The 19816-nt window shown below is 68.6% G+C and carries 19 protein-coding genes and 4 pseudogenes; 6 read left to right on the top strand and 17 right to left on the bottom strand.

The window, feature by feature from the left end; genetic code table 11:
* Positions 1-32: 32 nt before the first annotated feature.
* The 10 genes from LUZ64_RS33195 to LUZ64_RS33240 all read right to left on the bottom strand — a co-directional run bounded on the left by LUZ64_RS33195 (position 33) and on the right by LUZ64_RS33240 (position 8283).
* Positions 33-413 carry a hypothetical protein gene (locus tag LUZ64_RS33195; protein ID WP_095582595.1) on the bottom strand — a complete coding sequence of 127 codons (381 nt, stop codon included), beginning with the start codon at positions 411-413 and terminating at the stop codon, positions 33-35.
* 488 nt (positions 414-901) lie between these two features.
* The gene (locus LUZ64_RS33200) at positions 902-1489 is read right to left on the bottom strand and encodes a DUF6197 family protein (RefSeq protein ID WP_232390558.1); all 588 of its coding nucleotides are present in this window, start codon (positions 1487-1489) and stop codon (positions 902-904) included.
* A gap of 121 nt (positions 1490-1610) precedes the next feature.
* Positions 1611-2861 (bottom strand): IS110 family RNA-guided transposase, encoded by a 1251-nt coding sequence (locus LUZ64_RS33205; protein WP_170116820.1) that lies wholly within the window; start codon positions 2859-2861, stop codon positions 1611-1613.
* Between the two features lie 465 nt (positions 2862-3326).
* Positions 3327-3665 carry a hypothetical protein gene (locus LUZ64_RS33210; RefSeq protein ID WP_095582593.1) on the bottom strand — a complete coding sequence of 113 codons (339 nt, stop codon included), beginning with the start codon at positions 3663-3665 and terminating at the stop codon, positions 3327-3329.
* 136 nt (positions 3666-3801) lie between these two features.
* A complete protein-coding gene (locus LUZ64_RS33215; protein ID WP_143593280.1) occupies positions 3802-3987 on the bottom strand; it encodes a hypothetical protein in 186 nt (61 codons plus the stop codon).
* A gap of 352 nt (positions 3988-4339) precedes the next feature.
* Entirely contained in the window at positions 4340-4906 is a 567-nt protein-coding gene (locus LUZ64_RS33220; RefSeq protein ID WP_095582591.1) for a transcription factor WhiB, read from the bottom strand.
* 249 nt (positions 4907-5155) lie between these two features.
* Positions 5156-6301, bottom strand: coding sequence for a methyltransferase domain-containing protein (locus tag LUZ64_RS33225; protein ID WP_095582590.1), 1146 nt, complete (start codon positions 6299-6301; stop codon positions 5156-5158).
* The gene (gene tgmB / locus LUZ64_RS33230; protein WP_095582589.1) at positions 6298-7260 is read right to left on the bottom strand and encodes an ATP-grasp ribosomal peptide maturase; all 963 of its coding nucleotides are present in this window, start codon (positions 7258-7260) and stop codon (positions 6298-6300) included. Before tgmB ends, LUZ64_RS33225 begins: the two co-directional genes overlap by 4 nt.
* A gap of 40 nt (positions 7261-7300) precedes the next feature.
* Entirely contained in the window at positions 7301-7591 is a 291-nt protein-coding gene (gene tgmA / locus LUZ64_RS33235) for a putative ATP-grasp-modified RiPP (RefSeq protein ID WP_232390559.1), read from the bottom strand.
* 179 nt (positions 7592-7770) lie between these two features.
* The gene (locus LUZ64_RS33240) at positions 7771-8283 is read right to left on the bottom strand and encodes a hypothetical protein (RefSeq protein ID WP_095582587.1); all 513 of its coding nucleotides are present in this window, start codon (positions 8281-8283) and stop codon (positions 7771-7773) included.
* Between the two features lie 316 nt (positions 8284-8599).
* Between LUZ64_RS33240 and LUZ64_RS33245 the strand changes: the two genes are divergently transcribed.
* From LUZ64_RS33245 to LUZ64_RS37905, 3 genes and pseudogenes are all read left to right on the top strand, one after another.
* Positions 8600-9361, top strand: a complete 762-nt coding sequence (locus LUZ64_RS33245; protein ID WP_095582586.1) for a GntR family transcriptional regulator — start codon at positions 8600-8602, stop codon at positions 9359-9361.
* 24 nt (positions 9362-9385) lie between these two features.
* Positions 9386-10555: a type III PLP-dependent enzyme gene (locus tag LUZ64_RS33250; protein WP_232390560.1), complete on the top strand. Its 1170-nt coding sequence runs from the start codon at positions 9386-9388 to the stop codon at positions 10553-10555.
* A 196-nt stretch (positions 10556-10751) separates the two neighbouring features.
* Positions 10752-10979, top strand: a pseudogene (locus LUZ64_RS37905) (GIY-YIG nuclease family protein); the annotation flags it as partial.
* 141 nt (positions 10980-11120) lie between these two features.
* On the opposite strand, the gene LUZ64_RS33255 reads toward LUZ64_RS37905, so the two are convergent.
* Positions 11121-11465 carry an HAD family hydrolase gene (locus tag LUZ64_RS33255; protein WP_232390561.1) on the bottom strand — a complete coding sequence of 115 codons (345 nt, stop codon included), beginning with the start codon at positions 11463-11465 and terminating at the stop codon, positions 11121-11123.
* 574 nt (positions 11466-12039) lie between these two features.
* Here LUZ64_RS33255 and LUZ64_RS33260 point away from each other — a divergent pair.
* Together LUZ64_RS33260 and LUZ64_RS33265 are read left to right on the top strand one after the other, a co-directional pair.
* Positions 12040-12318 carry a hypothetical protein gene (locus LUZ64_RS33260; RefSeq protein ID WP_095582585.1) on the top strand — a complete coding sequence of 93 codons (279 nt, stop codon included), beginning with the start codon at positions 12040-12042 and terminating at the stop codon, positions 12316-12318.
* A complete protein-coding gene (locus tag LUZ64_RS33265; RefSeq protein WP_095582584.1) occupies positions 12318-12785 on the top strand; it encodes a PIN domain-containing protein in 468 nt (155 codons plus the stop codon). Before LUZ64_RS33260 ends, LUZ64_RS33265 begins: the two co-directional genes overlap by 1 nt.
* Before the next feature lie 227 nt (positions 12786-13012).
* Here the strand turns inward: LUZ64_RS33265 and LUZ64_RS33270 are convergent, their stop codons facing one another.
* The 6 genes and pseudogenes from LUZ64_RS33270 to LUZ64_RS38110 all read right to left on the bottom strand — a co-directional run.
* Positions 13013-13645: a hypothetical protein gene (locus LUZ64_RS33270; RefSeq protein ID WP_095582583.1), complete on the bottom strand. Its 633-nt coding sequence runs from the start codon at positions 13643-13645 to the stop codon at positions 13013-13015.
* Between the two features lie 978 nt (positions 13646-14623).
* Positions 14624-14836, bottom strand: a pseudogene (locus tag LUZ64_RS33275) (helix-turn-helix domain-containing protein); the annotation flags it as partial.
* A 311-nt stretch (positions 14837-15147) separates the two neighbouring features.
* Positions 15148-15915, bottom strand: a complete 768-nt coding sequence (locus LUZ64_RS33280) for a DUF4158 domain-containing protein (RefSeq protein WP_211305085.1) — start codon at positions 15913-15915, stop codon at positions 15148-15150.
* A 139-nt stretch (positions 15916-16054) separates the two neighbouring features.
* Positions 16055-16438, bottom strand: coding sequence for a hypothetical protein (locus LUZ64_RS33285; RefSeq protein ID WP_095582581.1), 384 nt, complete (start codon positions 16436-16438; stop codon positions 16055-16057).
* Positions 16439-16669: 231 nt separating this feature from the next.
* Complete coding sequence (locus tag LUZ64_RS33290) at positions 16670-18907, bottom strand: asparagine synthetase B family protein (RefSeq protein ID WP_232390562.1); 2238 nt, start codon at positions 18905-18907, stop codon at positions 16670-16672.
* A 600-nt stretch (positions 18908-19507) separates the two neighbouring features.
* Positions 19508-19645, bottom strand: a pseudogene (locus LUZ64_RS38110) (IS110 family transposase); the annotation flags it as partial.
* Positions 19646-19697: 52 nt separating this feature from the next.
* Between LUZ64_RS38110 and LUZ64_RS38115 the strand changes: the two are divergent.
* A pseudogene (locus LUZ64_RS38115) lies at positions 19698-19816 on the top strand (IS5/IS1182 family transposase); the annotation flags it as partial.

Below are 19816 nucleotides of genomic sequence, written 5' to 3' on the forward strand. Positions count from 1 at the left end.
GATGCCGACGCGGGCCACGGGGGAGGGGGAGGTCAGGTGCGCGGGCGGGGCAGCTCCTGCCCGCGGCACGCGGCGGTCTGCTGGACGAGCCAGGCGACGGCACCCGGGGCCATGGTGTCCGCGGCGGCGCCGGTGTGGAGGGGGGCCGTGTCGATGTCGCGCATCGCGTCGGCCGGCGGCAGCAGCCGCATGTACTCGCCCCGCGCGTTGCCACCGACGGGCCTGCCGCTGGCCAGGCAGGTCAGCGAGTAGCGGTAGCCGCCGTCGAAGCGGAAGGCGTCATCGACACGGCAGACGAACGTGTGGGCGGGCAGGCCCGCCCAGAAACGGTTGGGGTCCCGGTAGACGACGTAGTCCCCGCGGTTGAACACGGCCGCCGTCACCGAGCCGGCCTGGGGGTGAAGTGCAGTCATGCGGTGCTCCTAGGGCTCACGGCCGGGCGTCCCGGCCCTCGCTACCGCCCGATCTGCCGAGGAAGCGGTCCGTGCAGACCGGGGGCGGCTGCGTACGAGCAGCCACGACCGCCCCCACCCGCTCGCAACGTGTGAGGGCGACCGTGATCGCTCGTCAGTGGTCAGTTGCCGACGGCCGCACCCGAGCGGCGGCTCACCTTGGCCAGGTGGACGTACGGGCTGGGAATGGTCACGCGTCCTCCTCGAACGCAAAAAACAGCGCCGCCGGGCGGTTGTCCGGCGGCGCGGTGCGGATCGTCGTATCCGGGCAGGCCCGCCCCGGAAGCAGCTCAGAGTGCGGCCCGGTAGATGACCACGGCCACGATCGCGAAGTTGGCGAAGATCGAGAAGGCGTAGAGAAGACGCACAACAGGTCCTCCTTTCCAGACGAAGGCGGGGGGCGGGGGCGGTCGGTGGCGCCGGGGGAGGGCGCGGAGCCACGGTGCGGGTCAGTCCGTCTTCCCCGTGACCTCGGCGGCACCGGGCCCGTAGGTGCGGGCGAACCGGGCTCCCGCGGTCAGCAGGGCGGTGATGTCCGCGTGGGTGCGGGTGAGCCGCTCCGACCACGGCGTGGCGCGGGCGGTGTCCGATCCGGTGTGGGCCCGGATCAGCAGGTCCAGGACGTCGGAGGCGATGGCGGCGGTGCCCGGGTCGCCGTGCCCGCCGCCCTCGGCGACGTGGCGCAGGGCGGTGGACAGGGTGCGCTGCGGGTCGTTGCCGACGTCCTCGCGGACCCAGCGCAGCAGGGACTTGAGCATGGCCTTCACGGTCATGGAGTCGTCATCGGCCAGGTCCGCACTGGTCGTCCAGTCCTTGCCGCAGTCGTAGATGCGGACCCAGCCGTCCTTGTCGAGCAGGGCGGCGGTGGCCTCCAGGTGGCGGGCGACGCTCTCGCCGGAGGATTCCTCTCCGGACGGGCCGGTCCACACCGGCCGGTAGCTGTCGGCGGCAAGGCCGGCCGCCGTGCGCAGCGTCTCGTCGGTGAATACCACCGCCGCGGTGGGGGGTTCGGTGGCGGTGTTCGTCGTCATGGGCATGCGGGGGCCTCGTTTCGGTTCATCGGGTCCGGACTGTCCGGCTCCCCGTCACCGCCCGTACCGGCCCGCCGGCGTTCGGCGGTCGGTGCGGGCGGATCAGACACCTCGCGACGCTAAGGCGTCAAGCCGCGGCGGCGAGCCCGGTGGGGAAGGCGAGCTGTTCATCGAACAGCTCGCCGTTCTTGAGGCAGTGGTAGAGCTGGCCGATCATTCGGTTGAAGAGGTTCCTCTGGGCGGAGGCGTGCCAGTCGCCGTGGTCGTCGCGGCGGCGCCGGTGGTGAGCCATGGCGCCGGGTGAGGCTCGCAGTGAGGCGAAGGCCCAGAGGTAGCCGGTGTGGTTGAGGCGGTCGTTCTTCACCCACCGCCGGGTGATGCTCGACTTCTTCCCGGATGCCCGTGTGATGGGCGAGGCACCCGCGTATGCCTTCAGGCCGCGGGCGTCGGCAAACCGGGCCCGGTCGTCCCCGATCTCGGCGAGCACCCGGGCGCCGAGCTGGACGCCGAGTCCGGGAAAGCTGCAGATGATGTCAGCGTCCGGGTGCTGAGGGAAAGCTTCCTCCACCGCCTCAGCGAGGTCGTCAGCGGCGGTGCAGGCGGCCGTGAGCTGGATAAGGAGGGCGAGCATCTGCTTGCCGAGCGCGTCCTCGACCAGAGGCGGCTGGTGAGCCCAGTCGGCGCGGAAGACCTCTCGGAGCCGCTCAGCCTCGGCCTCGATCCCGCGCTGACGCCCTGCGCGCTTGAGCGCGGCAGCGATCCGGGTGCGCGTCAGCCGGGCCGCCCGGGCAGGTGTCGGGGCGGCCTTGAGGAGTTCGCGGGCTTCGGGGCGGCACAGGCCGTTCCGCCAGGGTTCGAACGCGGCCAGGGCGGACGGGTAGTACTCGCGAAGAAGCGAACGGAGCTGGTTGGCAGTCTGCTGCCGGTTCCAGACCACATCCTGCTGGGCCCGGGCCAGGACCGCGATGGCGCGGGCTAGGTCGCTGTCGCTGGGCAGGGGCCGGTGGGCGTGCATGTCGGTGCGGAGGATGTTCGCCAGGACGAGGGCGTCGCCGGGGTCGGACTTCTTGCGGCTAACGCTGTGGCGGTCGCGGTAGCGGGCGGCCGCCATGGGGTTGATCGCGAAGGCCTGCCGCTTGCCCGTCCGCAGGACGGCGACGAGCAGGCCGCGGGAGGTCTCGATCGCGACCGGGATCGGGGTCTCCTTAGTGTCGCCGTACTCGGCGAGCAGGTCCAGCAGGATGCGGTAGCCGGCCGCGTCGTCGGTGATGTGACGCTTGGCCAGCAGCTGCCCGCTGTCGTCGACCAGGGCGACGTCGTGCGACCGTTCCGCCCAGTCGATTCCGCAGTAGATCAAGTGTGCTCCTCCCCTGAGCATGAGCGTTCGCGCTGGTCACGAGCGCATGCGGGCCACGCGTCGACCTAATTCCAGGCCTCGGCACCAGGGCCGGGCCGCCACCTCGCTAGTCGTTCGTGGCACCAGCGCGCCACGCGGGCCCCGGTCTAAGCGGGAGCTCGGAAGGGGCTCGGGCGAATCGAGAGGTCACCGCGCGGCGGGCTCGCACCACGAAGATCAACGAGTGGTACAGACACAGGTGGTGGCGGCCGCGAAGACGCCGAACGCCGCCGGTCTGATCCGAGGCATCGAGTGCCCGGCAGCCATTAGGCATCCGCCCGGCGCCCACGCGACCGCCACCACCACGAGTGCCGGGGCCGCCCACGCGGTCTATAGGTAGGCCTCACAGGCCCGGCTCATCACAGGTGTCACGGCCCCGGCACTCGAACAACCCGGTGACGTCCTCTCGGCCGTCACCGTGATCGCTAAAAACGAATTAGGCAGCCGTCAGGCCAGCCTTCCGCCGCGGGGCGCGGCGGTCCGGGTGCCGGGCAGGGCCAGGTCGACGACGACGCGTCCGCCCTCGGCGTGCCGTCCGACGACGACCAGGTCCTCCCGGACGGCGCGAGCGATGCCGGGGTCCGCGGCTTCGACCAGGTGCTCGTAGGACTCGTAGTCCGCCGGGCCCCACGTCGTGCAGTCGCCGTGCGTGGCACGGAACCGGTCGGCGGCCTGCCGGTCCTGGCCGGCCGGGGCCATGGAGGACTCCGCCGGCCTGGCGGGCACCTGCCAGCGGGGGAGGCCGGCGGCGTCCAGGGGGTGCCGCAGGGTGATGGTGCGAAGCACGAGTTCCTCCTGTATCGGACGAGGGAGAGCGTCCGGCCCCGGGTCTTTCCGGGGCCGGGTCGTGCGAAAAGGGAGCCGGCCGCCTGGACCGCGGGCAGCCGGGCCTGGAGAGTTCCGGGAGAGCGGGCGCCCTGTGTCAGCGCCGGTTCTGCCGGGCCCGGCGCTGGACGTACGCGTCCTGGAGCCGGGCGAACCGCTCGTGCAGCGGCTTGCCGACCTGGCAGGGCTCGTATGCCTGGCACGCCGCACAGCCGTCGACGTGCTCCGTGGAGGTCTGGAACGCGCGCATGTACCTGAGGAACAGGTCGTCAGCCACAGCCACGGGCCCTCCGGTCAGCCTCGGACCTCGCGTTGGCGCGCCGGACCTCGTCCTCCAGCCGCTCGTGCTCCGCCTCGGTCATGGCCCTCACCGCGCCTGTCCGGTGCCGCGACAGACAGTGCAGGACTTCCAGGTCTGCCGCAGTACACCGTCGCCGCTGGTGTCGACGGTCTGACCGCCAGCCCCGCCGCAGTCGTGGCACGCCCGGGCAACCTCGACGGCTTTCGACCCGCCCGCCATCAGCGCCCACCTCCCCGGCCGGTGCGACGGTCGTCGGCCTCACGGGCCCGCCGCAGGAACTCCTCCATCTGCCGCGCCTCCCGCTCCTGCGCCGTCGCCCGCTCGCCGCCCGCGCTCACGCAGCCTCACCCCAGCCGGCACGCGCCCGCCGCTGACGACGGATCGCCCGGAGCTCGGCAGCGGCTTCGGTGGCACGGGCGTTACTTTCCTTGCGGGCCTTCTCCAGGGCGGCGCCGGCCTGGATGACCACGCTCGCCTCCTTCAGCTGTCGCAGCGCGGCCCGCATGTACACCTCCCACTCGACGGTGGCCCGCTGGTCCTCGGCCACCGCCGCCGCCAGCCGCTCCGCCTCCCGGGCCCGCTCCTCGACCAGCTGTTGGCCGGTCAGGCCACCGCGCACCATGTCGTCCTGCCACGACCGGCCCTCACCCTGCCTCAGCGCGAGCTCCCGGCACTCCGCCATCACCGGGCACATCTCCCGGCAGAAGTCGCCCAGAAGCCGGGCGCGGAAGGACCAGTCGGCCTCGGGCTCGCTCTCCTCGCGGAACCACTCCTCCCGCAGGGGAGCGTTGCGCAGGTCGGCGCAGGCGGCGCCCGCGTCGACCGCGGCCTGGAGGGCCGGGGCCCGCAGGCTCTGCACCTGCTCGTGCACCCGGTCGGGTGCCACTGTCATCATGTTCACGGTCGCGTCTTCCTCTCGATAGGGGCGACTGCAGACGGCCCCCGGGTCGCACCCCGGGGGCCGTCGTTTCTTGCTCGGCCGCTGGTACAAGCAGCCACGGCCCTGGCCACCCCGCTCAATACGGGGTGGCCAGGGCCGTGGTCGTTCGTGGGGGGGGGCGAGCGCCGTCGGGCCTCAGTGGGGCACTGCCCCACTGAGGCCCGACGGACGTAATGCACAGGATGTGCCGTACCAGCGGGCCGTACGAGGTCAGGCGCTGAGCATCCAGCGGGCGGTGGCTGGCTCAGCTCGATACAGGGTGTGCAGCCCCTCGGCGGTGACCGTCAGGGTGTAGGCGCCGGGCTGGGGGCGCCCCGCGACGGCCCACTGCTCCATGAGCGCCAGCCGCTCGCCGAAAAGGTCACGGGGCCCGCCGTGCTCGACCGTCACGTCCGTTCCGAGCGCCGGGGTGATGCGCGCCCACGACCCGGTGGCCGGGTGCACGAGACCGTGAACCAACTCGCCGTCTTCGGGGTCACCCAGGGTCATGGACAGCACGTCGTGGTGGAGCATCCAGATTTCCATCGCGGTCGCCTGCACGAGCTCGCCGAGGAACGTGCTCGCCTCGTCGGCGGGCACGGGCAACCGCACGGTGGTGCTCGCGCCGCTGCCGCCCATGACCAGGCCGGCGAACTGCCCGGCGCGCGCGGCGACGTGGTCGGGCGCGGGACGGGCGCGCATGAACGCCGCCTCTTCGGGGAGGAAAGCGCCCTCGGCGCCGCCGTCCTCGCGGACCGTGAGACGGACGACGCCGTTGCCCACGTTCGTCACGATGATGCCGCCGGGCTTCACCTGCGCAAGCCACGCGGTGGGGATGCGGTCCACACCGCAGGTGGCGAGGATGCCGTCGTACGGGGCAGCGTCCGCGTGGCCCTTGGTGCCGTCGCCGGTGACCATCAGCGGCGTGTACCCGGCCGCCCTCAGCCGGTCACGAGCCTGCGCCGTCAGCTCGGGGTCGATGTCTACGCTCACGACGTGCTCCGCCCCGAGCCGGTGACACAGCAGCGCGGTGTTGTAGCCGGTGCCCGTGCCGATCTCCAGCACGCGGGCGGCGTCGGGGACGGTGAACGCCTCCAGCATCCGGGCCATGAGCGAGGGCTGGCTGGACGAGCTAACCGGGGTGCCGGCCGCGTCCCAGCAGGTGACGAGGGTGGTGTCCGTGTAGACGGCTTCGTCGTATCCCTCGCCCCCGGGTTCGAAGACGCGCTTGTCGCCATTTACGGTGCGCAGGGTGAAGACGGGCACGAAGGTCTCGCGGGGCACCGTGGCGAACGCGTCCGCCCAGCAGGACCCGGCGGCGAGTGCGCCCTGCGCCAGAAGGGTGTCGGTCATGCGGTAGCGGGCTGCGGCAGTCATCGGGCTTCCCCCTCTTGGAGTGCGTCGGCCAGTGCCCGTGTGATGGGGTCGCGGAGTTCAGGGATGAACCCGTACTGGCCCGACGGATTGATATCGACTAGGTGCCATGCGGCTTGGTGATTAACGAGGAAGTCCAGGGCGACGTACCGGAGCCCGAACGCTTCCATCAGACGCCGGACGCCTTTGCGGACGGCATCCGGGACGCCGCACTCGCGGAAGGTGAGCGAGTCGTAGTCCCGGCGGAAGTCGGCCCGGGAGGCGTCCGAACCCGCGTGGATCTCGGCCGCGAACATCTGCTCGTTCACTGCCGTGAGCCGGACCTCGTACTGCTTGTCGATCCACTGCTGGAACAGGTGCGCGGTGCGGGCCACGTCGCTGGTGATGTCGTCGGCGCGGACCTGTGTGGTCCACAGGGCGTACTGCTCGCCGTTACGGCTGCCGGGGCCGGTGGTGCCCAGCGCCTTGTACGCCGCCGTCTTGCCAGGCAGGCCGGAGATGAATGTGCGCGCCTCGGCGGGGTCGTTCGTGATGAGCGTGGGCGGGACGCGCAGCCCGCACCGGACGGCGGTGGCTAGGGCCAGGGGCGCGAAGTCGGCCTGTGCGTTGTGGTGCGGGTGGTTGATCCATATGCAGGGGAGGGAGGTGAGGATGCCGCCCAGGCCGGCGCGGGCCTCGGAAGAGGCCCAGCGGGCGTCATCGTGGGACAGGCCGGGGTGGAGGCGGAACGGGGAGGGGCGCCGGTAGTAGACGGCGGTGATCTCCTCGAGGACCGGGTCCTGGTGCTGCCCGCGCCAGCTTCCCCGCCAGCCGCCGGGTCCGATCTCGGCCGTGAGTGTGCTGGTCTCCGGGAAGTCCCCGGGATCCATGCGGCACACGGATATGCCGCGGGCGGTCAGTTCGGTGACCACCATGTCCGCGACCCCGTCGAGGAGAGGGCGGGTCAGCACCAGGACCGTCATCGCTTCAGTTCCTCCTTTGTGTCATTCGTTGTGCTGACGGTCAGTCGGTGTCGTTTTCGGTGTCGGTCGCGATCTGCATGTCCTCCACGGTCTGCGACGTCGAGGTGATCTGCGTCTTCATCGAGGGGGCGTGGATGAACGGCTGGCCGTCGGCGGTGACCGTCAGCTGCCGCTCGGGGCAGTACGACAGCGTGTTCGCCCACTCGGTGCCGACGTCGCGGGTCACCGGCAGGGCGAGGGTCACCCCGAAGGGGCGGACCGTCCCCGTTGCGCTCGCCGTGGCGGCGTCAGGGGCGGGCTTGGGGAACATCGGCGGTGCGAGAGTGCTCACCTTGATCTCTCCTCATTTTCCGTGGTGCAGAGACCGTCCCGGAGGATTCCGGGACGGAAGACTGCGGGCCCCGGTGAGGCTGGCGTCTTCTCAGCCAGCTGCGGGGCGCGAGCAGCCACGGCCGCCTCCACCCGCTCATCGCGGGTGGAGGCGGCCGTGGTCGTTCGTCGTGGTTCGGGTCAGCGCGCAGGGTGCAGAGTCCTGCGCGGAACTTCCGGGCCGTCGGCCGGAGAGTCGCCCTTCGGGTACTCCTGGCGTGCAGTGTCCGTGCGGCTGACCGCCGGACGGACTGCGGCCCATTCGGCTGCCCGCTGGCGCGGCACCACCACCGGAGCCGGGGTGCTCCCCAGCCGCTTCACACGGGTGGCGTGCCGCGACCCGGGGTCCATGCCTTCGTTCTGGTAGCGGTTGGCCAGCTTCTCGTAGCGGGCGTGCCACTGGTCCGCGGTGAGGTCGATCCAGATGCGCTGGCCGCTTCCGGGGCAGCGGGGCGTGCGATCCGGGCCGGAGCGGCGGTGCCGGGGCTGGCCGCTGTGCGGCACGGCCCGGTGCGCGGTGACCATGCGGTCCTGGATGGGCCGCCAGACGCGGCAGTCGGGACAGACGATGGCGCGCTTCTCGCCGTCGCGCAGGTTGATGAGGTCGGGGCGGATGGTGCTCGCCTGTAGCGGTAACCGGCCGTTGTGCTTCATAGGTGTCCTCCAAACGGTTGCGTTCTCCGCCCGCCACGGGCTTACGAAGGGCCGTGGGGGACAGGCAGCGCAACTGCTGTCGGGCTGCGCCCGCAACGAGCCGACCGGGGACCTCGTGGTACGTCTCCCGGCACCCACCATCAGGTGAGCGATCACACAACTCGATGCGGTGCTGCGCTATGGATTGTGGGGCGACAAACGCCAAACGTTTGTCGTTTTCGAGGATGACGCTCGAGGAACCTCACGTCAAGCGATTCGCCAAACGTTTGACGACTGCTACGGTGATGTCGTGAGCCCATAGACAAGGAGTCGACCGATGCACCCACAGAGGCTGGGATACCGAGAGATCGCCGCTGCGCTCCGCCAGGACATCAGGGCAGGCCGCTACCCACCGGCGTCCGTCCTGCCGCCTGAGCCGGAGCTTGCTCAGCAGTACGGAGCGTCACGCAGCCTGGTGAATCGTGCGATGAGCCTCCTGGCCGCAGAAGGACTGGTCCGCCCCCGCCAAGGGCGCGGAACCATCGTCACGTGGCTGCCGCCCATGCTGCATTCGGCCGCCCGCTACTCTCGGACGACCCGTGAGCGTGACGGGAACCGCGGCGCTTTCGACAGCGATGTGAAGGCGATAGGCCTGGAGCCTCAGCACGAGATCACGGTGGAACGCGCCGTGCCACCTGCAGAAGTTGCGGACGCTCTAGGCGTAGCGCACGACGAGCTCTGCCTGGTCCGACGACGCCGACTGCTCGCAAGCGGCATCCCGGTGAGGATTAACGCCTCGTGGTTCCCCCTGGAGATCGCCGAGAGCACCGTTCTGGAGGAGCCCGGCCCCGTCATCAACGGCGGGATCAAGTCGGCGCTGTCCAACCTTGGCTACCGGCAGACCACAGCGAGCGAGCGCATCGTCCCCAGCCGGCTGCCTACCGAGGCAGAGGCGAGCGTGCTGGAGATCAGCCCTGAGCGGAGCGTGACGGAGATCGTCCACGTCGGCCAGACGGCGGAGGGCCGGTCCGTTGAGGTGACCACCACTGTCGCCCCCGCCCACTACCTCGTGATCGAGCACGAGTTCCCGCTCACCTGACAACAGCACAGCTAGGAGTTGCGAGTGATTACCGACATCGTCGCCGAGCAGGCAGTCAGTCTCGCCGCGTCCGGGCAGCTTCCCGCCTATGTGTACGACCTGGGCGCGCTACGTACGCATGCCGCCCATATCCAGAAGGCGCTGGACTTCCCTGGAGCGCCCGAGATCTTCTACGCGGCAAAGGCCAACCCGGATGCACCGATCTTGCAAGCCCTGGCCCCTTACGTGGCCGGCATCGAGGTTGCGTCTGGCGGCGAGCTGAAGCACGTCCGAAACGTCCTGCCGGACGCGCGGCTGGCCTTCGGCGGCCCGGGAAAGACCGATCGTGAGCTGGAGCTCGCCCTGGACTTGGGGGTCGAGCGCATCCATGTCGAAAGCCCTTACGAACTGACACGGCTGGCCGGCCTCGCGCGCCGCACCGGCCTCGAGGTCGACGTGCTTCTGCGGGTCAATCTCGCTGGCGACCGCTCAGGGGTCGCACTCGCGATGGGCGGGCCATTCGGGATGGACCCTGAGCTAGTCGAATCCTGCCGGGACATCCTCGCCACAGCGCCGTGGGTGCGACTGCGTGGCATCCATGCACACCTCGCCTCTGGCCTGAGCGCACCCGCGATGCGGCGCCAGTCCGTCGAGATTCTCGAGTGGGCTCGCCCATGGATGGATAAGGCAGGCGTGGACCAGCCGGAGTTCAACCTGGGTGGTGGCATGGCTGTCGACTACGCCGCCCCTGACCAGAGGTTCGACTGGTCAGCGTACGGGCAGGAGATTGCGGCCCTCGCTAGGCCCGGGGAAACCCTGCGTATCGAACCCGGACGCGCCGTGAGCGTGTACGCCGGCTGGTACGTCACCGAGGCCCTGGACGTGAAAAAGGCGCACGGCCAGTGGTATGCGGTGCTCCGCGGTGGCACCATGCAAATCCGTACACCGGTGACCAAGCACCACAATCATCCATTTGTCGTGCTGCCCTCGAAAACCACCACAGGGCCGTCCATGGGCGGGGAGCCAGTCACACTCGTCGGCCAACTGTGCACGCCCAAGGATGTTTTCGCCCGCCAAGTTCCAGTGGAACGCCTTGCGGTTGGCGATCTGGTGGCGCTCTCTATGGCGGGGGCCTACGCGTGGAACATCTCCCACCACGACTTCCTGATGCACCCCAAGCCCACCTTCCACTACCTCGATCCGGATGAGCAGTAGCCCCGATCACTCTCCCCTCCCGGGACGGCTGGGGAGGCGACCCGCGGGGACCTGGAAGCACATTCGCAAACGGGCGGGGACCTCACTGCGGACACCATGGCGTCCCCGCCCAAGGAGTCAGCCCGTGTCATCGACTGGTTGGTGCGTGAGTGAACCGACGTAGTGAATGCTCGATCCACGTAGTTGGAGGGGGCGCATGACTGAGCAGGTATACGTAGTCGGCTCGCCCGGCTCGCGAATCGTCAAGATCGGACGCAGCAAGGCCCCTGAAAAGCGTCTGTGGTCCCTCCAAGTCGGCTCTCCCGTCCCGCTGGCCCTGCTGGCGACGTTTACGGGAGGGCGTGATCTCGAGGAAGCTCTGCACCGCTATTTCGGCTCCTACCGGAAGCACGGCGAGTGGTTCGACCTCGGAAGGGATCCAGCAGAAGAGGTACGCGCAGCGGTGGCACTCGGAATCCCTGCCTTGCTCTCACAGCGGGCCACTCGCAACACCCACGCTAAGCAGGCCATCGCCGTGTCGCCCTCAAAAAGGGCACCCGACTGGGATACCCGCTTCCCCCCACTGTCAAGGCAACGTTACGAGGCTCTCCTGGCAAAACACGGCCTCCCTCCGGACACCCCAGAAGTAGTGATCCACCAGTGCGACGGCTGCATCGACTGCCGCATTGGTCGCCTTGACCTCGGAGCTCCTGTCATACAGGAAACGAACGAGGCGCCGGTCCGGTTTGCGGATTTCCAGGTCGCCGGAGACCGCGACGCCGTCGACCAGGTCGGCGAGGCCGGCTGCGGTGAGCTTGGTGCGCTGGATGTCGCTGGCGCCGTTGGTGCCGATGCCGATCGTCCAGCCTGCGGATCGGAGGCGGGCCAGGCCCTGGAGGACCGCGGGGCGGCAGGTCACGGCGGTCGCCATGCGGTCCACGTAGGTCTGCGACAGCTGGGCGGCAGGTTCCTCGAGCGCGAAGGCGTCGCGGAGCCGAGCGAAGTCCTGTGGGCCCGCCGGTCGGCCAGTTCATGGAGCATCCATGCCTCGATCTCCGGCCCGTAGCCTGCTGCCTCGCACATTCCGGAGACGGAGACGGCGAGGGCCGCTTGTCGGTCGACGGGCGTGTTGTCCAAGTCGAAGAGAGCGAGGCGAGGCATGACGGCGACCCTAGCCGAGCGGCAAGCTCAGCTGTGACGACCGCTCTGCCTCTACGACAGGACACGGCCGATCGCGTGCGTCGAGGGGCTGCTCGCCGCCCGTCCTGCGGGATGGTTGGGCGTCCTTCTTCCTACGTGGTAGGAAGCGCATGTTTGCCCGCTCCCGGCCCCTTTGGCAGCGTCTGAATGACCTGTTCGGATCGTGGCGGTTCCGGCCATGCCTTCGGCTTTGCAGGCTCATCAGGGAAGGGCAGCAACCGGAGGTCCGTATCAACCGCTCTCAGGTTCGACGAGGCGTACGTCTCGTTGAACCTGGTGGACTCAGAAGTGCAAGGAGGTTCACTGTGACCGATCAGCCGCCACAGACACCGCCCGCAGAAGGGCGGGCGTCGATTACCGCGTCCGTGACGGTGGTGGGGGAGACGGCCGAGTTTCTGCGTGAGTACGCCGCCATGACGGGGCGCACGCCGGAGGAGGCCACGATTTTGTGGGTGGCGGGCAAGGTGGTTGTGCCGCCGGAAACGCCGCTCGGGCAGGACCCGCGTGTGGGGGACTGGGCCTTGTTCGACGGTCCCGAGGATCTCGCCGAGCGATCCCACGGGTACCTGCGAGGAGACGAGTGATGGCGCTCGGTGTCAACGCCTTGCCTGCGGCCGTGGCCGACACTTCGGTGCTCCTCGCGGCGTTCAACAGCAAGGATCACGGGCACGTGGGGGCCGTCGAAGCGTTGATGGCTCCGCGTCGGTTGTGGGTTTCGCAGCTGGTCATGGCAGAGCTGGACTACCTGCTGACCGAGAAGGTCGGTGCCCGGGCCGCGCTGGATGCGTTGCGGCGGATCAACGGGCTCACCAGGATCGGGCGCGTGCAGATCGCTGAGGGCGGCATCGCGGTGATGACCGAGGCGGAAGGGGTGATGGAGAAGTATCCGGCTGTCGGGCTGACGGATTCTGTGAATGCGGTGCTGGCCTGGAAGCTGGCCCGGCCGGTTGTGCTGAGCCTCGATCATCACTACCGCGACGTGATAGCGCCTCGTCACCGGAATGAGACCCGCCTTGAGGTGCTGCCTGAGTCCGTCCGGCGGCGATCATGACACGTCGTCTCGGCTGCCTACCGAGGCGGGGGGTGCTGGAGATCAGCCTTGAGCGGAGCGTCACGGAGATCGTCCACGTCGGCCAGACGGCGGAGGGCCGGTCCGTTGAGGTGACCACCGCTGTCGCCCCCGCCCACTACCCCCGTGATCGAGTACGAGTTCCCGCTCACCTGACAACTGCCCCGCTAGGAGGCGACGAGACGGAGTGTCAGCGGCCCAGGTGGTCGTCAGCGGGTCGTCGCGAAGGGGAGGGCCAGGTGGTCCACGGTCTGGGCTGCCTGGGTGTCGTCTGCTGGGCTGCCGGGCGGGGTCAGAGCGGTGAGGGCTGCCTGCAGGGTGGGCGAGTCCCGCTGCCACCTCTTGGGGGCGGTCAGCTTCAGCCGGGGCGCGGTATCGCGGGGCATGACCTGGCTCTTGCAGTCGATGGCCGGGATGAGGCCGAGGGTGTGCGCGAAGAGGAGGACAGGCTTGGTGGCGATGAGCGAGCGCAGCTCGAGCCGGGCCACGGGGCCGAGGAGGTAGACGCGTCCTCCCGGCCTCTTCTGCTTTCCGACCACGATCAGCCCGTCGAGGGTGTCGGCGAGGGCGTCCCAGCCGTAGGGGCGGTCTTCGGTGAAGGTGTTGCGGTAGTGGAGGAGTTCCACGCCGTCGGGCAATTGTGCTGCGATGTGCTCGAGCCAGTTGTCCCAGTTCGGGCTTTCCACGGCCCTGGGGCCGGCGCTGACGTAGGCCCTCACCCGGCTGCCGGGGGCGCGGCGAGCGGCGATCTGTTCCATGGCCGCGGCGTAGCGGCGTTGCTGAACCGGGCGCGCGAAGGTGGGCACGTCCAGGTCCAGGGAGTCGGTCGGCGTCGTCTGCATGCTGCTCATCATGCCGGAGCCGGTGCCGTGGGGGCAGCGAGGGGGCCGGCACGGATGTGTGCTGGCAGGCCGTCAGGCGGCTGTGCAGGCACGGCGACACGGGTGGTTTGGGCATGCCTGGCAGGGCCGCGATCGGGGTAGTGTGTCGGTGGATAAGATCTACACAGACATGGCTGAGCCCCGCGAGGTGGAGCTCCGGGGCACGGCCGCAGACCAACTACAGGATGGTCTCGACATGGTTCAGGTTACCCGTACCTTCTTGCAGACACACACCAAGGCACCCGCCGTAGCAGCGATGACGCGTACGTCGCTCCGGTTGGGTGCCTTTTGCATGCTTCCGCGCCGGTCCGGGCATGGGTACGCCTCTCACCGGGCGGGGGTTGAGATGACGTAAGCCTTGGGGCGGCGCCCGCACGCGGGTCTTCTAGCCGCCCGGGTCACTCGGCCTTCCGGTGATTGCAGTCACCTCGGCTGAGCGCCCATCTGATCTCCGCTCCGGCCTTGCAGGGCCTCGCGGGGGAGTTGTTCGACCGGTTGCAGCCGCTTCGAACAGTTCAATTTTCGGTTCACCCAGAACCAGCACCTCAACAAGAGGGGCCTTTGCGTACCTCCGAAACTGAAGGAGCGCTGCCATTTTGCACTACACCCTTAGGTCTTGTCAGCCCCGGCGTGCCCGTTTGACCGCGAATGCGGCTTTGTGTGCCTCACATCTCCGTCGGCCGGGTGGTCTGTACCTGCCCAGTGGACGCTCTCCCGAGACCGCGCGGCGGTCGTCGCCCGCCTCATGCCGCCGGGCTTCACATACCGCGAGCGCGGGGTCCTCCGGCGCGCTGCAGCCATCCGACCCAGCCCTGGGTGCACCTGCCGCAAATTGCCTGGCGGAGAGTGTCACACCCAGCGGATTCTCCACACCTGTAGCAAACGTGAGTACCAGTCCCGTTGTCCCCGTCCTGTCCGTAACCGTCAATCCGCTGAAACTAGGGTCTCGTCGACGTACCTCCAGGCCGTCGCCTCCGACACGCCGAAACCGGCCCCGACCTGCGCGAACGTCTCGTTCTTCCGCAGATGTGCGAGTACCAGCAGGGCCTGCTTGAAACAACCCAGCCTCCGCCACGGCGACTTCAGTCCCTGCCGGCGGGCATGGATCAGCCACGAGACATGCTCGACCAACTCGTGCGGGACGTCGAGCATGGCAGGATACGGAACCAACAGAGCCCCTTGGCGCCGGTGTCGAGTGAGATCAACACCCCAACGACAAGGGGCTCTGCCATGTCACCAGCACCGCCTCTGACCTGCCCGTTCCACCCTCGCGGGACAAGATGAAGAGGTTCACGCAGCTTGATCTTCGCCCGCGACTCCGAGCCCGACAGGGCCTGGTCGAAGAGCTGCACCACGGAGTCCAGAACATCGACGGCGGACTGTGCCAGCAGCGTGAGCAGGATCGGGTGACGCCGATTCGCCTCCCGGCGCTGAAGGGCCTGCGCGGTCAGGCGTCGGCCGATCTAGGCGAGGTGGCGGCGTCGTTCGGCGGGCAGCGCGGACAGGTCGAGGCTGTGCGCCTCCAGGCCGCGCAGGAACACCAGCTTCTCCACCTCGCCGCCCACGCTGGTGGGCGACGCCTGCACCGGCCCGGTCGCCAGCCAGTGCAGCCGCGTGGGCCGCAGGGCCGGATCGACGACCAGCAGGTTGTCCAGGCCGCGGGTGCGCTCCCCGGTCAGCAGGTGGGCCACCCGGGCGTGGGTCTTCTGTTCGGCAGCGGTGCGGGCGCTGGCGACCTTCTCCAGCAGCGTGACCACGCCGGGCCGGATCACCTTCGCCGAGCGCAGGTACTCGCAGCCCAGGCGGAACAGCAGACTCGGGGAGTCGTGCTCCATCGCGCGGGCCAGCAGGAACTCGTCCAGCTCCTTGTGCTCGATGGCCTTCGGTTGTTTCCACCCGAGATAGTCGGCGATCTCCTTCAGGTGGTCGGTGCGGGTCTGCTCGCGCGCGCCGTAGCCCGCCAGGTCACCGGCGACGAGCCCCAGCTGGCGGGTCAGGCGGCCGACCGCCGCGGGCGGCGCGGTCGGCACGTCGTCGGGGACGAAGCCCAGCCAGGGCAGAGCAGACAGCTGCACGGCGGCGCCGAGCACGTTCTGGGAGCGACGGAACTTCCGCAGGAACGCCTCGTCGGCCGGGGTGAGGGTGAAGTAGCGGATCAGCTCGTCCCGCCCGATCGCCGGAAAGGACCGTAAGCCCTCCAACTCCTCATCCGAGAACACCCGCGTGGCCATCGGCCCCTCCCACCCCACTCGCATCAGCACAGACGGGCACTACCCCTACCCGGCCAGCAGGCGTGGACATCAGAGAACTCCCGAACTACCCACAGCAGTACGGGAGTTCCAGTACCCTTCGGCGCCCACAAGCGGGGCTCTAGTCGCGCAGGTTCCCCATCGTCGGGTCGGCCTTGATCCGCTTCGAGCTGCGCACCGCGCCGAGCACCGCGGCCGACAGCTCGTCCGGCCACTCCTCGGGCTCGACCATGGTCTGCTGCCCGACGGTGAGCACAGACATCAGCAGCCCCTTGGCGACCTGTTGCTGGAGAGCCTCACGCATCCCGCCCTCGCGCGGGGTGATGCCCGCAGCTTCCCGCACGGCCCGTTCGCAGTCCCGGGCCAGATACGGGTGCGCCGGAGCGAACAGCGCCACCATCAGGTTCATCGCCTCGTGCGCGAGCCCGTCACAGAGCCGGTTCCACGTCTCGCGGTCGTAGCCGCCCTCCTTGTAGTAGTCGGTCGCGAGGGTGACCCCCTCCATCAGCTCCTTCACCTTCGGAGCGATCTCGCCCAGGAGCTTCTGGATCTACTCGTCACTCAGGTCGTTCAGCGGCGGCTCGTCGGCGCTCAGCATGGCCGCGACGCTACCGACCCGCTCATGGTCACCGCGCCGTTTCACCCGGGGATCAGCCCAGATCAGAGGCTGCTGCACGGCATAGCGTTGTTTTTTTCCGCGAGAACTACTGGGACCCGGTGCCCTCCCTGAAGATCCTCACTGATGTGGCAGGGGTTTGATAGATCGGCGGGTGGCGCCGTGGGCTAGAAGTTGGTTTAGCCAGAGTTCGGTGGAGATGAGCTCTGTGAGCCCGTCCAAGAAAGTTACTAGTTTTCCTTCGGCAGTTGCCCGGAGCGCGTTTCTGACGGTGGCTGCTTTGATGAGGCCCGCCTCGGCGAGGAGTGAGGTGTGGAAGAGGTCAAGGAGGGGGCCGAGTGAGGCGCGGATGCCGGCTTGGAGCATGGCTGTGTGAAGGGTGTGGGAAGGGGTGCCCCAGCCGGGTGGAAGACCAGTGATTCCGGTGCCGGCGAGAACGGCTCGGAGCACGTGGGCGCGTGCCCCGGGCTGGACACGCAGGGTTTCGGGGACTGCGCGGCAGGCTCGGACTACTTGATTATCGAGGTAGGGGGCGTGCAAGCGTTGGTCGGGGAGGCTGATGGCTTGTTCGTACACGTGGTGGTTAGCGGCTTGGCGGTGGAGTGCAGAGGCGGCGCGCCGTTCTCCGGGGCGGGCCGGGAGCGTGGTAGAGCGAATGGCTGCGTGTTGGAGGCGTACCGCCGCTTCAGCTAGAGCATCTCTGGTCAGCCAGCGTGCGGCGGGTCCTGGGCGGCACCAGGTAAGAGCGGTGAGGGAGGGGTGGCCAGGGAGGCCAGGGTGAGCGTCGGTGGGAAGACTGCTGAGGTGGAGCATATGGGCTGCGGTGGCTTCCAAGGCTTCGCGATAGGTGGTGCGGGTGAGATGGCGTGCTGCCCGGTAGACGGTGAAGGGCAGGGCTGGGGAGTGCGCAGTAAGGCCGGTTGCGCGAGTTAGGGCTGAGAGGGGCCTAAGCAGGTGCCCGCAACGGTGGTCCATGAGGAGGTCGGCGAGGCGGGCAGGGTGGGCGTCTAGCGTTTGGCGGGCACCATGGCCGGTGATGTGGTCGCTGCCGCCTTGAGCGAGCCGGTGGCGGTTACGGGCAGCGGAAGCGATGGCTGGGCCAGGCTCGTCGGTGAGGGGTTCGGTTCCTAGGGCGGCGTAGGGGAGGTCTTTAGTGTTGGCGGTAACGATTACATGGTAAAGAGAGGGGTAGTTGGCGACGATGGCGCGGGCACGGTCCATTTCGTGTTGGTGACCGTGATTGCTGTGTAGTGCGAGATCGTCGTAGGTGATGGCTCGGATGCGTTTGTTCTGTCTGCTGCGTGTTCTCGGCGAGGTATCAGGCGAGTCAGCGAGCCCAATGGTTAGCAGAGCGAGGGTCGCGGAGGCGCTGCCACCCGAGAGGTCAGCCCCAATTCCGGTTGTTCGGCAGTGGACTTCAGGAAAACTCTTGGACTTCTCTGTGGCGTTCGAGTGAGCGTCTGGGTTGAAGCGGTGCGGTCTGTGAGGATGGTAATTTTTGCTGTGCGGGTTTGGAGTATGGTGCAGTGATTCGTGGTAGTCGCTCTCGTTGCCGAAGATGTCAGCCTGTTCGTAGTGATGGCGGAACTCTGTCCCGAGTTCCGCCTGATGAGATGTGCCGTTCGTGTAGCCGCCCGTGGGACCGTGGCTTGTTTCGGTGTGGTGGTGGGAGGCGTCAAAGCGGGTCCGCAGCGCGTCGAGAAGAGCGTCGCGGATGCCTCCGACGGCTTGCTCTGGGCGGGTCCGGGGAGCGGAGACGGCGAGCGACGCTGTCGGCTCGTAACTGGTGATGTCGCGTGTGCCGTCGCGTAGGACGAGGGCGTGCTCGGGTGGTACGCGTCGTACGCCCAGGTAGGGCGTGCCGTCGCTCAGGGCCTCCGGGGAGTCGGGACAGGCGAGCAGGGCGGCGAGGTGGCCGACGTCGAGCTGTGCCTCGATGAGGTCGGCGAGGGGCAGGGCGGCCGTGGCGTAGGCGGTGCCGCCGGCCCATGCCGTGTGGAAGACGGGGCGGGCGCCGACCAGGTCGCCTACGACGCTGGTGCGGCGTCCCACCTGAGCGATGGTGGTGTAGCTGCCAGGCCAGGTGGTGAGGTGCCGCAGGGCACCTCCGCGAGCGGCGATGAGCCCGGTGCGCAGTTGCTCGTCGTCGGCACCGCAGCGGCCGAGGACAGCAAGGTGGGCGAGGCAGTTGAGGCGGACGACGCGCACCTCGTCGGGGCGCCAGTCGCCGACGGCCCACAGGGGCGCCGGGCCGCCCCAGAGAAGGCGGGCGTTGGCGGGTTTCATCACCTCATGTCCTGCGCCGATGATGGCGGCAGCCGATGAGATGCTGCCGTTCCATCCGATCACCGAGCGCATAGAAGCCTCCACGGGACAATGGACGGACACTGGCTGAGAGCTCGAGGAACTGTGTGCGGGAACGGTGCACGGTATGAGGGTGACGCTCAGGATTTCCTATGCGCGTTCCGGGTTAACCTTTGCGGCTCGTTCGCGGGGTACCGCCCAAGCAGTTCCGGAACCACCCATGAGAACAGGTCCGCGAAGTGACGGGTCGGGTGTGTGAAATGTCCACCTGTCGCCACGCTGGGTGCTCGTGTGGGCGTGTGGGCGTGTGGGCGTGTGGGCGTGTGGGCGTGTGGGCGTGTGGGCGTGTGGGCGTGTGGGCGTGTGGGCGCAGCTCATCATGATCGCTCCCCCTCCGCAAGCATGATCTTGTGGGTAAGAACCAAAAGTTATATGGCCACGACAACGTGTCGTAAGGAAACTCTGAGTTCCTTGCTGTAGGACGAACACATGTCTCGTGTGGCGAGGTTATGGGTTCAATTAACACGAAGGGTGGAGCTTACCTACCGCGCTGTGCGGTAGCGCTGTGTCCTGTTGCTTGTTGGCCGTTGTCGTAGTCGGGGAGTGTCCAATAGACGGCGGATCCGATGATCAAGGAGAATCTCAATGATCTTGTCAAGCCGTCTGCGTGACCGGTGGGACGGAGGTGAACAGCCTTTTGTCGCTCAGCATCGCCCACAGCACGTTGACCCGGCGTCGGGCGAGCGTGAGCATTGCTTGGGTGTGGATCAGGCGCTCGGCGCGCTTTTTACAAGTCATTTCGTTTGGTGTGATCTGCGGGATGGTGGTGGGGTGAGGTGGTGGGGTGACGACGAAGCTTGTTGAGCGGTTGGTGCCGGACGGCTTGTGGGAGTTGTTCCAGCGGGTCGTGCCGCCTGCGCCGGTACGCCCGCAGGGCGGCGGCCGTCGGCGGCATGGTGACCG

It is taken from the genome of Streptomyces albireticuli (genome assembly GCF_021228125.1).
Lineage (GTDB): Bacteria > Actinomycetota > Actinomycetes > Streptomycetales > Streptomycetaceae > Streptomyces > Streptomyces albireticuli.

Bases quoted from the DNA above. Each gene is read 5' to 3' on its own strand.
- LUZ64_RS33270 (WP_095582583.1), bottom strand. From the start codon at position 13,645: ATGCAGACGACGCCGACCGACTCCCTGGACCTGGACGTGCCCACCTTC.
- LUZ64_RS33290 (WP_232390562.1), bottom strand. From the start codon at position 18,907: ATGCGCTCGGTGATCGGATGGAACGGCAGCATCTCATCGGCTGCCGCC.
- LUZ64_RS33265 (WP_095582584.1), top strand. From the start codon at position 12,318: ATGGCGCTCGGTGTCAACGCCTTGCCTGCGGCCGTGGCCGACACTTCG.
- LUZ64_RS33245 (WP_095582586.1), top strand. From the start codon at position 8,600: ATGCACCCACAGAGGCTGGGATACCGAGAGATCGCCGCTGCGCTCCGC.
- tgmB (WP_095582589.1), bottom strand. From the start codon at position 7,260: ATGACGGTCCTGGTGCTGACCCGCCCTCTCCTCGACGGGGTCGCGGAC.
- LUZ64_RS33200 (WP_232390558.1), bottom strand. From the start codon at position 1,489: ATGCCCATGACGACGAACACCGCCACCGAACCCCCCACCGCGGCGGTG.
- LUZ64_RS33205 (WP_170116820.1), bottom strand. From the start codon at position 2,861: ATGCTCAGGGGAGGAGCACACTTGATCTACTGCGGAATCGACTGGGCG.
- LUZ64_RS33255 (WP_232390561.1), bottom strand. From the start codon at position 11,465: ATGGCGACCGCCGTGACCTGCCGCCCCGCGGTCCTCCAGGGCCTGGCC.
- LUZ64_RS33195 (WP_095582595.1), bottom strand. From the start codon at position 413: ATGACTGCACTTCACCCCCAGGCCGGCTCGGTGACGGCGGCCGTGTTC.
- LUZ64_RS33225 (WP_095582590.1), bottom strand. From the start codon at position 6,301: ATGACTGCCGCAGCCCGCTACCGCATGACCGACACCCTTCTGGCGCAG.
- LUZ64_RS33280 (WP_211305085.1), bottom strand. From the start codon at position 15,915: ATGGCCACGCGGGTGTTCTCGGATGAGGAGTTGGAGGGCTTACGGTCC.
- LUZ64_RS33240 (WP_095582587.1), bottom strand. From the start codon at position 8,283: ATGAAGCACAACGGCCGGTTACCGCTACAGGCGAGCACCATCCGCCCC.
- LUZ64_RS33285 (WP_095582581.1), bottom strand. From the start codon at position 16,438: ATGGAGGGGGTCACCCTCGCGACCGACTACTACAAGGAGGGCGGCTAC.